The sequence below is a fragment of the Staphylococcus sp. LKG4-2 genome, assembly GCF_050955665.1.
GTDB lineage: Bacteria > Bacillota > Bacilli > Staphylococcales > Staphylococcaceae > Staphylococcus > Staphylococcus saprophyticus.
In genome coordinates, this window is sequence record NZ_CP194532.1 from 1087323 (window position 1) to 1099389 (window position 12067).

The 12067-nt window shown below is 32.1% G+C and carries 14 protein-coding genes; 9 read left to right on the forward strand and 5 right to left on the reverse strand.

Annotated features, from left to right (window positions below; all coding sequences use genetic code 11):
- Nucleotides 1–303: 303 nt before the first annotated feature.
- A complete protein-coding gene (locus ACM6UH_RS05225) occupies nt 304–1089 on the reverse strand; it encodes a carbon-nitrogen family hydrolase (protein ID WP_011302730.1) in 786 nt (261 codons plus the stop codon).
- A 170-nt stretch (nt 1090–1259) separates the two neighbouring features.
- Nucleotides 1260–1889 carry a nitroreductase family protein gene (locus ACM6UH_RS05230; protein WP_002482786.1) on the reverse strand — a complete coding sequence of 210 codons (630 nt, stop codon included), beginning with the start codon at nt 1887–1889 and terminating at the stop codon, nt 1260–1262.
- Between the two features lie 192 nt (nt 1890–2081).
- Here ACM6UH_RS05230 and ACM6UH_RS05235 point away from each other — a divergent pair, with 192 nt between their 5' ends.
- Nucleotides 2082–3758, forward strand: a complete 1677-nt coding sequence (locus ACM6UH_RS05235) for an SdrH family protein (RefSeq protein ID WP_069822303.1) — start codon at nt 2082–2084, stop codon at nt 3756–3758.
- A 56-nt stretch (nt 3759–3814) separates the two neighbouring features.
- On the opposite strand, the gene mroQ is transcribed toward ACM6UH_RS05235, so the two are convergent.
- Nucleotides 3815–4567 (reverse strand): intramembrane glutamic endopeptidase MroQ, encoded by a 753-nt coding sequence (gene mroQ, locus ACM6UH_RS05240; protein WP_069793563.1) that lies wholly within the window; start codon nt 4565–4567, stop codon nt 3815–3817.
- A 177-nt stretch (nt 4568–4744) separates the two neighbouring features.
- Between mroQ and groES the strand changes: the two genes are divergently transcribed.
- Nucleotides 4745–5032, forward strand: a complete 288-nt coding sequence (gene groES / locus ACM6UH_RS05245; RefSeq protein WP_002482789.1) for a co-chaperone GroES — start codon at nt 4745–4747, stop codon at nt 5030–5032.
- Nucleotides 5033–5094: 62 nt separating this feature from the next.
- Nucleotides 5095–6717, forward strand: a complete 1623-nt coding sequence (groL, locus tag ACM6UH_RS05250) for a chaperonin GroEL (RefSeq protein ID WP_011302732.1) — start codon at nt 5095–5097, stop codon at nt 6715–6717.
- Between the two features lie 111 nt (nt 6718–6828).
- On the opposite strand, the gene ACM6UH_RS05255 is transcribed toward groL, so the two are convergent.
- Both ACM6UH_RS05255 and ACM6UH_RS05260 read right to left on the reverse strand, forming a co-directional pair.
- Nucleotides 6829–7998, reverse strand: a complete 1170-nt coding sequence (locus tag ACM6UH_RS05255) for a tyrosine-type recombinase/integrase (protein ID WP_115338437.1) — start codon at nt 7996–7998, stop codon at nt 6829–6831.
- The gene (locus ACM6UH_RS05260; RefSeq protein WP_174543086.1) at nt 7999–8841 is read right to left on the reverse strand and encodes a helix-turn-helix transcriptional regulator; all 843 of its coding nucleotides are present in this window, start codon (nt 8839–8841) and stop codon (nt 7999–8001) included.
- A 143-nt stretch (nt 8842–8984) separates the two neighbouring features.
- Between ACM6UH_RS05260 and ACM6UH_RS05265 the strand changes: the two genes are divergently transcribed.
- From ACM6UH_RS05265 to ACM6UH_RS05290, 6 genes are read left to right on the forward strand one after another with little or no spacing between them, the layout of a single operon-like run.
- Nucleotides 8985–9200 (forward strand): helix-turn-helix domain-containing protein, encoded by a 216-nt coding sequence (locus ACM6UH_RS05265; RefSeq protein ID WP_103301597.1) that lies wholly within the window; start codon nt 8985–8987, stop codon nt 9198–9200.
- A 14-nt stretch (nt 9201–9214) separates the two neighbouring features.
- On the forward strand, nt 9215–9517 hold the full coding sequence (locus tag ACM6UH_RS05270) for a helix-turn-helix domain-containing protein (RefSeq protein ID WP_174543088.1): 303 nt from the start codon (nt 9215–9217) through the stop codon (nt 9515–9517).
- Nucleotides 9514–9690, forward strand: coding sequence for a hypothetical protein (locus tag ACM6UH_RS05275; protein ID WP_174543090.1), 177 nt, complete (start codon nt 9514–9516; stop codon nt 9688–9690). The genes ACM6UH_RS05270 and ACM6UH_RS05275 overlap by 4 nt, the downstream gene beginning before the upstream one ends.
- Before the next feature lie 4 nt (nt 9691–9694).
- Complete coding sequence (locus ACM6UH_RS05280) at nt 9695–10042, forward strand: hypothetical protein (protein WP_064205791.1); 348 nt, start codon at nt 9695–9697, stop codon at nt 10040–10042.
- A 1-nt stretch (nt 10043) separates the two neighbouring features.
- Nucleotides 10044–10352, forward strand: coding sequence for a hypothetical protein (locus ACM6UH_RS05285; protein ID WP_174543092.1), 309 nt, complete (start codon nt 10044–10046; stop codon nt 10350–10352).
- A 59-nt stretch (nt 10353–10411) separates the two neighbouring features.
- A complete protein-coding gene (locus ACM6UH_RS05290) occupies nt 10412–12028 on the forward strand; it encodes a phage resistance protein (RefSeq protein ID WP_174543094.1) in 1617 nt (538 codons plus the stop codon).
- The last annotated feature ends 39 nt before the right edge of the window (nt 12029–12067 follow it).

The window sequence follows — 12067 nt, forward strand, 5'->3', positions numbered from 1 at the left end:
AATAATACTTTCAGGTACACAACGCGCTTAAGCAAATTAAGCAATCCCTAATTTGAATTTGTAGAACATTCCCAGTCTCAATTCAAATATCATTTTAACATTGTCTATAACAGAGACAATTAAAGTTTTAACATGTAAGCTATCGTAAACATCATTCAATTTATCATTTTAAATCGGTAAATTCACTAAATTTTTTCATAATTAATAACATCCCCAAAAATAGATAGAGAAATAACTGTAAAAACATTCCCTTAATAATAAGTTACAAAAACCGTGAGTCCCTCCCAAGCTCACGGTTTTTTATTATTTATATAAATGTGGTCGTAAATTTTTAAACACTGGAATAGTGTCTCTTTGCTTGTCAACTTCCTCCAAATCAATTTCGCAAGTTATGTGGTCAGGTTTATAACCTAATTGTGACAATATTTCGCCATTAGGATTAATGACGATAGAATTACCTGCGTATTCCGTTTGACCATCATCTCCACATCCATTACATCCAATGACATACATATCATTTTCAATAGCACGTGCTTTTAATAGCGCAATCCAATGATCTAATCTGACTAATGGCCATTGTGCAACATAAAAAGCAATTTGTGCATCTTTACGTGCTGGATAACGTAATAATTCGGGGAAACGTAAATCGTAGCAAATGATTTGTGTGACTCTCGCACCATTCGATAAATTAAATGGCTCAGGCACAGCATTACCTGCATTTAAAAAGCTAGGTTCATTCAACATGGGTACTAAGTGTACTTTATCGTAGTTATTTAAAAGTTTTCCGTATTTTGAAACGGCAAAGGCAGTATTATATACTTCATTACTTTTTGCATTTGAAACAGATCCAGCAATAACATCAACCTGATACTTTATTGCAAGTTTAGAAATAAACTCGTAACTACGAGACAATCGGCTATCAGATAATGCTTGAAGTTGTGGTAGGGCATATCCGTTATTCCACATTTCAGGTAATACAACGACATCTGTTTGTGATGTAACATAGTTAGAAAACCAAGTAGCAATTGTTTCTTCATTTAATTCTGTATTTGCTGGTTCTACTTTAAATTGAAAAATTTCTATATTCATATTAATCGCCCCTTAAAAGCTGTTTGTCCCAATATACTAAAAAAATTCTGATAACTCAAAATAAGCACTGTTTGAATAATTTATTTAATAAAAAAAACGAGGTTGGACAATATCATCTATGTCCGAACCTCGTTAATTTTATAGAAAACGATGAATCGCAGGTTAATTTATTATTTTCTAACTAAGAAACGATCTTTAACATCTTGGAATGCTTTTTCTCCAGCTTCGTCACGAATGTTACCAAATGGCATTTGTGCAACAAGTTTCCAAGTTTTAGGAATATCGAAAGCCTCTGTAACTGCAACATCTACCAGTGGGTTATAATGTTGTAAAGATGCTCCGATACCTTTTGTTCCTAATGCTGTCCAAACAGCAAATTGGTGCATTGCATTTGTTTGAGTTGACCAAACAGCAAAGTTTTCAGCATAGTTTGGCATTTGATTTTGTAATCCTTCAACAACGTCTTGGTCTTCAAAATAAAGAATTGTACCGTGCGAATGTTTGAAGTTATCAATTTTGTCAGCAGTTGCTTGGAATTCACGATCTGGACCCATTGCATTTTTAAGTTCTCTTTTAGTAATGTCCCAAAATTTATCATGATTATCATTTAATAATAAAACGATACGTGTAGATTGTGAGTTAAATGAAGATGGTACATGTTTAATGGCATGTTCAATAATATCCTCAACTTCTTTATCAGATATAGAAATTTCTTTTTCTAAACTGTAAATAGAACGTCTTGTTTCAATTGCATTTTGAAAAGTTTCTAATGTTGAAGCATTTTTTGTAAATAATCCCATGTGAAAAATCTCCTTCAAGTCAATTTATTTTATATACCTAGTATAATTATTATATCTTGATTTGTAAATAGATTTTACATAAAATTTCAAAAGTATTAATATTTTCTTTCAAAAACCAACTTTTAATGAAAAAGTATAGTATTTTCTATATACTGTACATAAATATATTTGTTTTTTAATGGAGGTGATGATGTGAAGCGGTATAATGCTCATAAATTTGTGATATCAAGTTTTGCTATTGCTTTAAGTACGTCTATAGTTGCGCACCCGACACAAGCAATAGAACAGCAAGAAAATGAATTAGATAAAAATGCGCAAAATAATAGTTCATCAGTTATTAAGGATGATAATGATGTATTAACTAAAAATAGTGAAAATACAAATAAAAATGATCAAAGCAGTGATGTAGACCGTTCTAATAATGTGTCACTTCCTAGCAATCAAAAAGTATCTGATAGTCAAACTAGAGCAACTGAGCAAACAGATAACACGAGTGAAGTGAATGACGAAGAACGATCAACCGGAGATCCAAATAAACAAAACGAAAAAGAAGATAAACAGTCAGCCGAAGATCCAGATAAACAAAATGGAAAAGAAGATAAACAGTCAGCCGAAGATCCAGATAAACAAAATGGAAAAGAAGATAAACAATCAACAGAAGATCCAGATAAGCAAAATAATCAAGATGGCAGTGATGGAGAATCAGGAGATTCAGAGGATTCCAATAACCAAGGTGGAGGGAGCAAAGAACCGAACTACTCAGGCGGTAGTGGTGGCGGATCAGGTAAGCCAGACAACTCAAATGAAGATGGTGGAGGGAGCAAAGAACCGAACCACTCAGGCGGTAGTGGTGGCGGATCAGGTAAGCCAGACAACTCAAATGAAGATGGCGGAGGAAGCGAAGAACCGAACCACTCAGGCGGTAGTGGTGGCGGATCAGGTGAGCCAGACAACTCAAATGAAGATGGTGGAGGGAGCGAAGAACCACAACAACCAAATGGCAGTGGTGGTGGATCAGGAAAACCACAAAAACCCAATAAGCATGGTGAAGGAAATGGAAAGCCAGAACAGCCAAACAAGGGCAATGGAACTACTGAAAAGCCAGAGAAACCTAATAATTCAGGTGGCAACGCTTATACACCAAGTAATTCAAATAAATCTAGTAATGAGACTGGCAACGCATCGAGCACAGAAACAAATAATCGTGACAGTGTAAATAGAACACATCGCTCAAGTACGCAAAATGATTCAAATAGTCAATCAAATAATGGGAAAAATAGCTCGAATTCGAATAATATAGATCAGCCGTCTATGAATCAAACAACAGAAAATAACCAAAATAGGGAATCGAATGAACACCAATTAATGAATCGATTTAATCAAATGACAACCGGTTCTTTTAAATACAATCCATTTGTATTAAATCAAGTTAAACAATTAGGTAGTAATAAAGAACAAGTTTCTGATAGTGAAATTTCCGCAGTTTTAAAAAAACAAAATTTCGCGGATAATGCATTTTTAAATGAATTACAAAAAGATACAAATTATTTTAAATTCCAATATTTTAATCCATTGAAATCAAGAGATTATTATAAAAATTTAGATAAACAAGTATTGGCTTTGATTACTGGTGATATTGGTTCTATGCCAGATTTGAAAAAACCAGAGAATAAAAATACTACAGGTAAATATGAATATCATACAAGTAGTGATGAAGAAATGACACATACGAAAGATAAAGAAGCCAGTGATACGATTCAAATGAAATTTGAAAGAACTTTATTTGCTTTAATCACAGCAATGCTTATTATTTTTGTTGGTGTGGTTATTGGCTACTTTGTTAGACGCAAGAATGACAAATTAAAATAAAAACAATAAAAGGGAAGTACGTACTAAATGAATCATACGTACTTCCCTTTATATATTTACATTATTAAAAATAAAAGATTAAATATGAATGATGTTGATTCTTGTAGCTCTTTTATCTTTTCTGGTCCAATAAGTACTTGTATGATGACAACAAATCCATTTTGCATCATGTGCACTAAGATAGGAACCCAAATTCGTTTGGTATATACGTAAAATGCAGCAAAAATGAAGCCCATACCAAAATAAATTATAAAAAATGATGGATCTGCGTGTGCTGCACTAAATATGATGGAACTTACAATGGCAGCAATTAAAAATTTTATCGTTTTATTTGCATTAATTAAATTGTAAATTTCACCAAAAATAACTTTTCTAAAAACAAACTCTTCAAGTATTGGTCCTACAATTGAAATTAATATGATAAATAGGGGTATTTCTTGTGCAACTTTCATCAGTCGTTCAGTATTTGGACTTGATTGAGGCGCACCAAATACGTACATATTAATCATGCCTGCAAGTATCTGATAAATCATAACAACGAAATAACCAACAATTGCCCAAACAATAACGTAACGTTTCTTTTCTTTTGTTTGTTGCTCTAATCGGGTAGGATTAGAAATAAAGTTATTGATTATAATTATTAAAATAGCAGCTATTATAAATAAACCAACTTGTGTGTATATGTTAGCAAAGACAAGTTCCTTGCTACTTAGATTGTTAAATAGGCCAGCCATATGTAATAAAATAACACCAAATTGTGCTAAACCATAAATAACTAATGTCAATATGGACACCCATAAACGAGACATAATGAACCTCCAAAAATTAAATGATACTTTATTTTATCGCAAAATCATCGTTTGTACAAAATTAAGAGGATAATGGTTTTAACTTGAAAAGTTGACCAAATTTGATTATTATAGAAAGTACATTAGCACTCATTAACTTAAAGTGCTAACATTTAAACTTTTGAGGAGGAACGAAAAATGTTAAAGCCATTAGGTAACCGAGTAATTATTCAAAAATCAGAACAAGAGCAAACAACTAAAAGTGGTATCGTATTAACTGATAGCGCTAAAGAGAAATCCAACGAAGGTACGATAATTGCAGTAGGTGCAGGACGTATTTTAAAAGATGGTTCTCGTGTTGCTCCTGAAGTAAACGAAGGCGACAAAGTAGTATTCCAACAATATGCTGGAACTGAAGTTAAACGAGGAGACGAAACATATTTAATCGTTAATGAAGAAGATATTTTAGCAATAATTGAATCTTAATATAAAAAAATTTTAAAAATAAACAATAATTATCATAGAAACAACATGGAGGTATATAAAATATGGCGAAAGATTTAAAATTCTCTGAAGATGCACGTCAATCAATGCTAAGAGGTGTAGATAAATTAGCAAATGCCGTTAAAGTTACAATCGGTCCTAAAGGGCGTAATGTTGTATTAGATAAAGAATATACATCACCACTCATCACTAATGATGGTGTTACAATTGCTAAAGAAATTGAATTAGAAGATCCTTATGAAAATATGGGTGCGAAACTAGTTCAAGAAGTAGCAAATAAAACAAATGAAATTGCTGGTGACGGTACGACAACAGCAACAGTGCTAGCACAAGCTATGATTCAAGAAGGTTTGAAAAACGTAACAAGTGGTGCAAACCCTGTTGGTTTAAGACAAGGTATTGATAAAGCTGTAGAAGTAGCAATTGAGGCATTACATGAAATTTCACAAAATGTAGATAATAAAAATGAAATTGCACAAGTTGGTTCTATTTCAGCTGCAGATGAAGAAATTGGTAAATACATTTCTGAAGCAATGGAAAAAGTAGGTAATGATGGTGTCATCACTATTGAAGAGTCTAGTGGTTTTAATACAGAATTAGAAGTAGTAGAAGGTATGCAATTTGACCGAGGTTATCAATCACCATATATGGTGACTGACTCAGATAAAATGGTCGCTGATCTTGAAAGACCATATATTTTAATTACTGATAAAAAGATTTCATCATTCCAAGACATCTTACCGTTATTAGAACAAGTCGTACAATCAAATCGTCCTATCTTAATTGTTGCTGATGACGTTGAAGGCGATGCATTAACTAATATCGTGCTTAACCGTATGCGTGGCACATTTACTGCTGTTGCAGTGAAAGCACCAGGATTTGGCGATCGTCGTAAAGCAATGTTAGAAGATTTAGCTATCTTAACAGGTGCACAAGTAATTACGGATGACTTAGGTTTAGAATTAAAAGAAGCGACTATGGATATGTTAGGTACTGCAAATAAAGCTGAAATTACGAAAGACAACACAACAGTTGTTGACGGTGATGGAGATCAAAACAGTATCGATGCACGTGTGAGCCAAATTAAAGCTCAAATTGAAGAAACTGATTCTGAATTTGACAAAGAAAAATTACAAGAGCGCTTAGCTAAATTAGCTGGTGGCGTTGCAGTAATTAAAGTTGGTGCAGCAAGTGAAACAGAATTAAAAGAACGTAAATTACGTATTGAAGATGCATTAAACTCTACTAGAGCTGCAGTTGAAGAAGGTATTGTAGCTGGTGGTGGTACTGCATTTATGAATATTTATGAAAAAGTAGCTAAAATTGAAGCAGAAGGCGACATTGCTACTGGTATTAATATTGTCTTAAAAGCTTTAGAAGCACCAGTTCGTCAAATTGCTGAAAATGCTGGACTAGAAGGTTCAATTATTGTTGAACGACTAAAAAATGCTGATATAGGTGTTGGTTTTAATGCTGCGACAAATGAATGGGTGAATATGTTAGAAGCAGGTATCGTAGATCCAACGAAAGTGACACGTTCATCACTTCAACATGCTGCAAGTGTGGCAGCTATGTTCCTTACTACAGAAGCAGTTGTTGCTAATATTCCAGAAGAAAGTAACAATGATGCACAAGCAGGTATGGGTGGCATGCCAGGTATGATGTAAAAAGACCATAGAACATTGATATGACAGTATATCGTTCGTCCGATGGTCATAATTTGGTCATAGAAATTTCGAAAAATAAAACACCGTTTAGTTCAGGTGAATTAAACGGTATTAAAATAATTCTTTACTGACGTTTTCCATGAGATTACTAAATCTTTGGGAAGCGTCTTTTTTGTATGATTTTGTAATGCTTGCGTAAATATTCATAGTTGTTTGTATATCTTTGTGGCGTAGTCGTTCCTGTATCTCTTTAATGTGCACACCAGCTTCTATTAAAAGGCTGCAATGAGTGTAACGGAAACTGTGTGTCGTAATATTCTTATCAATATCAGTCATGGACATAATCGACTGTATCCATTGTGAGAGTTTTTTTATAACAAGTGGGTAACCATTATTGTCTGTAAAGATGAAACCATTATCCACGTATAACTCATTTTTCCATTTATCTTGCACATTTACTTTATAATCTTGAAGTAACTTAATAACGTTAGGATCTATTGAAATTTTACCGATAGATGATTCTGTTTTTGGTGTGAGTATTTGATAATTTTTCTTGTTGTTATTCGGATTGTAATAAGTTTTTGTGATACTTACTGTACATTTTTCAAAGTCTATGTCAGACCATTTAAGTGCTAACACTTCACCAGCACGCATACCAGAATATGAAAGGAAGGTAAATAATTCAAAGCTATTCAGTGGCTTGTGGTGGTGCTTAGCAACGCTTAAAAACTCAAATAATTCATCTTTTTCAAGAAACTTTTGTTGTATGTTATTCTGTTCCAAATCCTCAACAGTCGGCTTAAATTTGGCCCTTTTTATTCCCTCAATAGGCAATTTAGCAATTATCTTCATATCCAACGCATACTTAAATATAAGATTAGTTGAGCTTACAATACTATCCACATAATTTTTACTGAATCTAGTGCTTATATCGTCCACAAATGCTTGATAGTCACGCTTAGTTATTGTTTGTATACTTCTATTACCAAATAGCTCTTTAGCGTGGTATATAGCCTTCTCACGTGCTCTCACACTACTTATTTTTGCATCTCTACTATAATGTTTTATCCATTCATCAGCTACAAAGTTGAATGTATGAGTGGAAGGTGCGATATACTCACCATTTCTTATTTGTCTTTCAACCATTTCAGCGTGATTCTTAGCATCAGATTTACGAGCAAAACCCGATTTAGATATATATTCATATTTACCAGTGTTAGGATTTTTACCTAGTGATATACGATAACGCCAGTTGTTGCCACGTTTTTCATAGTTTGCCATTTAATCACCTTTATTCTGTTCTGATAAATATTGTTTTAATTCAACAATTGTGGTCATTCTTATTAGACGTTGCAATTTTAAAGCGTCTTGTTCTTGTGCAGCTTTATCTAATTCTTCGTGATATTCTTTTGCATTGAAAATTTCTCGTTCTTTATTAATAACTGCTAATTTACTTATTAGTTCATTTTTATCATTAATACGATTATTTAATAAATCGAAAATTAAAGTGTATTCCATTGATTCAATATTTAATGCTTCAATATCATTTTTGTTTTTTAAAGCTTTTTTCATTAACAATAAATTACTTTGAAAATTATGTACTTGAATTAACAAGTTATTTTTATCTTCATCGTCAAGTTCTAATGGTTTATTAAAAGGTGTGCCATTATCATCAATAAAAAATTCATCATCTTCATAACCTAAATAGACTTTAAAATCTTCCTGTTCCAATAACCATAAAACATTCATGTATGGCTTATCTAAAAATACAACAGAATTATCATGTTTGTTCACACGATATTTCATACCAGATATAACCTCGCCGTTAAATTTTTTTGTTTCCTGAAAATTTGTACTCATTTCATTTATATAATCTCTATATTCTTCTTTACTGCTTTCAGTGTCATAACCAGAAGCTTCCAACAAAGCACTATATATACTTTGTTCATCATCAGGATCGAAAACGTAGGCAATTTTCATTAATGTCTTTTTTGTTGGTTTTTCTACCTTACCACTTTCAATAGTTGATATATAAGAACGAGAAATATCAACTTTATTTGCCAATTCTTGTTTATTTAGACCTCTTGATTCTCTTAATTCTTTTAATAAATCCTTTAGTAACAAGGTTTATCACTCCTTTTTGATTCTTAATATAAATTCTAACACAACTTACGCTTGCAACGTTAGTAAAAGTAGTGTATATTTAGATTAAGTTAGTTACGCAAATTACGTTACTAGCGTCAATAAGTTGGAAGGTGGTGAGGAAAATGAGTGTTGCTATCAAAAGAATGGCATTTAAATTTTCGATAGTAAAAAAAGGATGGAACGCTAAACAATTAGCAGAACATGTGCCTATGGATTACGTTTACTTAAATAAAATTATTAATGGTAAAGCAAGTCCTTCAGATTTAATGGCTATAAAAATTTCTAATGCACTTGAAGTTGATGTGTCGGAAATATTTGAAATTAAAGAAAAAGTATAAAGGAGGCATAAACCATGTTTAATATCGGCATTGATGAAGATGAAGCACGTGAGTTGCTACAGCAAGCAATTGATGAACGTGTAGAAGAATTGGCAAAAGAGAAATACTTTATGACTTATAACGAGTTATCAAAATATCTTAATTTATCTAAACCTACTATAGAAGATTTGCTAATCAAAAACGGAATGAAATATTTTCGTGTAGGTAGCACGTACCGTTTTAAGAAGTCTGATGTAGATGATTTCATGGATCACATTACTTCGCAGATGGATATTACTAACAACGATTTAAAAAGTTTAAAGAAGGTGAATCTATGAAATTATTCGCAGCACTTATCACAGCAAGCTCATTGACTTCATTTGCAGTGGGTTATGTAACGGAGGATATATTTAATGCAATAAGTTTATACACGCCACTAGCTATTACATCATGGGCAATAACAGAATGGTTTAACGATAGAAAAATTAAAAAACAATTATTGGAGGATTAGGGAAATGAATAATGATATTTTAAATGCTTTTGAAGAAATGACAAGCGCGTCTAATAAAGTTTATTCCTTAAATGCAGAGTTGAACAGACTTTCAGAGTTAGTAGGTGTATTAAGTGAAAAAGTAAAAGCCTATAGAGAAGAAGGAGATAATTTAGGAGCGAATGCAATAGCGAATATCGCATTAGATGATATTGAGCCAGAAATTAATTATTTGTATGAAGATTTTCATAAATCGCTAAAAGAATTCAAGCAGAAAGCGAAACGACTTAAAAATGTTTGTGCTTTTTACGGTATAAATGTTCAATTAGGCAAAAATAATAAAGTTATTAATTTTAATAAGGAGAGTAAATAAAATGTTATACACAGAAAAAGTACAAGAAAGTGTTGAGTTCGCAGATTTGAGAAATAAGGTACAAGCCGTATTGGACTACCTTGGAATGGAAACATCAGAATTAGAAGATGAAAGAGAGTATGCAGTCAAGAAGAATCAGCCTATATATCACCAAGCTATTAATAACAATATTAAGCAAAATTATATTGTCTCAAGCACGTTACAAGCGATCAGAACAGACATTGAGAACATGCACGATGATATTCAAGCTGATATTAAGCAAGAAAAAAGCGCATCTGAGAACTTTGGCGAGAGATCAGATAACGCTTAATACAAATATTTAAATAAAAATATCTAACTAAATACTAACATATATGAAAGGTTGATTGTATGGACGAAGTAACACTATATAAAAAACATTTTGAGTTTCATTCAAATTTAGATTATATCAATACAACGAGTTTATCAAAAATCAAGGAGATTAGTAAGCGAATCAATTTCGCTTCTATCTCTGGTGATAAACAAATCTTTAATAATAAAGGAAATTTATATCATCGTGAGAAAAGTAATATAGGCGATTACATTAATAATCTTACTTTAGATTATATCATAATTCCTAAAGAAATTGGAGTTATTTATGGAACGATTTACACAAAAACTACTGAAAATGATAACGGTGAAGAAGAAAAGAAATCTACATTTAAAGCAGATGTATTCAACAATTACGCAAGATTTATAGCTGATCTCATATCAGATAAAGTGATTTATTCAGATGAATTAGATGCATTTTTAATAGTAAAAAGTAACACGTATGAAGTGATAGACGATACGAATTTTGCACTAAATTATCCGGTCGATAATAAGCATCAGATAAACGACTTTTTGGAAGTGATGCTTGAAATGTACCGTGAACACTTAAATGTAGAACATGGTTACAATGTCCTTCCATATACCATTGCTGGTAATGATTGGATATACGATTGCAGAAACTTAGAGTTTAAGAAAAAATCACTCAATTCAGATGAATTATACGCTAAAAAATATGATGTTAATGCATCAGCGATTGATACAAATACACCTAAAAAATTCTATGATCTAGTTACAGAAAATGATAAAAGTAAAAATAATTTAATGTTAATACACGCTTATACAATGTATCGCAAGATGGACCTTATACAAGCTGAGAAATGGTTTTTGATGAAAGATTTCGGTAGGTCGGGAAAAGGGTTACTGATGACTACATTTGATGCACTGTTACAGGTTAATAAAGTAAACTTTGATAGTTTATTGTCTCCAGGCTTTGAAGCATCTAACGAATGGATGAATTTTTATGGTGCAGATATAGCACATGCAAATGAAACTGGTGAGATTACTAAATTTATGATGCGAATATTACGAAAAATCGCTACTGGTGAGACAATTTCTGGACGTGGTATTCAAAGAAACAGTTTTAAATTTACAAATAGAGCAGTTTTAATTTTAGATACTAATGAAAACGTAGATACAGGGGAAATTACAGCGAACACTACACGTACAATTAAAATTTCACTCAAAGACAGACCACTTAACGAAACAGATGAAGAACGTTATCAAATATTTAAGCCTTATTGGGATTTTGTACAGCCAAATGGTAAGAAATCAGTAGCAGCTGCAGTTTCGTTTTTGATTGCGAGTTTGGAGTATCTGAAAGAAACTGGTCGAGAGTTTAAGTTTAGTGATGTAACACTTAAAAACTATTTTAGCGAAGATGAATTGACCGAAACACAAGTTAATATGATTAAAGTTTTGGCGAAACAAAGTTTTTTATTTGCTGGTGATGAAACATTACAGAAAATGATTGAACAGGATTATAAAAGTTTGAGGTACAAACAGGCTAAAGATGATATGAAAAAAATCGGAATAAGCATAAATAATCAAAAATGGATAGATGGAGTAAATACAAAGGTGCATAAAGTTGAAAATCCAGAATTGTTTAATATGGCATTAGAATTAATTTCTGAAGAGTAAGGGTTAGTATAACTCTTACTAACTCTTATCATAACTCTT

What these genes read in the sequence shown, in the direction of transcription:
- ACM6UH_RS05225 (WP_011302730.1), bottom strand. Translation starts at nt 1,089, where the DNA reads ATGAATATAGAAATTTTTCAATTTAAAGTAGAACCAGCAAATACAGAA.
- ACM6UH_RS05265 (WP_103301597.1), top strand. Translation starts at nt 8,985, where the DNA reads ATGAGTGTTGCTATCAAAAGAATGGCATTTAAATTTTCGATAGTAAAA.
- mroQ (WP_069793563.1), bottom strand. Translation starts at nt 4,567, where the DNA reads ATGTCTCGTTTATGGGTGTCCATATTGACATTAGTTATTTATGGTTTA.
- ACM6UH_RS05275 (WP_174543090.1), top strand. Translation starts at nt 9,514, where the DNA reads ATGAAATTATTCGCAGCACTTATCACAGCAAGCTCATTGACTTCATTT.
- ACM6UH_RS05290 (WP_174543094.1), top strand. Translation starts at nt 10,412, where the DNA reads ATGGACGAAGTAACACTATATAAAAAACATTTTGAGTTTCATTCAAAT.
- ACM6UH_RS05285 (WP_174543092.1), top strand. Translation starts at nt 10,044, where the DNA reads ATGTTATACACAGAAAAAGTACAAGAAAGTGTTGAGTTCGCAGATTTG.
- groES (WP_002482789.1), top strand. Translation starts at nt 4,745, where the DNA reads ATGTTAAAGCCATTAGGTAACCGAGTAATTATTCAAAAATCAGAACAA.
- ACM6UH_RS05280 (WP_064205791.1), top strand. Translation starts at nt 9,695, where the DNA reads ATGAATAATGATATTTTAAATGCTTTTGAAGAAATGACAAGCGCGTCT.
- ACM6UH_RS05230 (WP_002482786.1), bottom strand. Translation starts at nt 1,889, where the DNA reads ATGGGATTATTTACAAAAAATGCTTCAACATTAGAAACTTTTCAAAAT.
- groL (WP_011302732.1), top strand. Translation starts at nt 5,095, where the DNA reads ATGGCGAAAGATTTAAAATTCTCTGAAGATGCACGTCAATCAATGCTA.
- ACM6UH_RS05270 (WP_174543088.1), top strand. Translation starts at nt 9,215, where the DNA reads ATGTTTAATATCGGCATTGATGAAGATGAAGCACGTGAGTTGCTACAG.
- ACM6UH_RS05255 (WP_115338437.1), bottom strand. Translation starts at nt 7,998, where the DNA reads ATGGCAAACTATGAAAAACGTGGCAACAACTGGCGTTATCGTATATCA.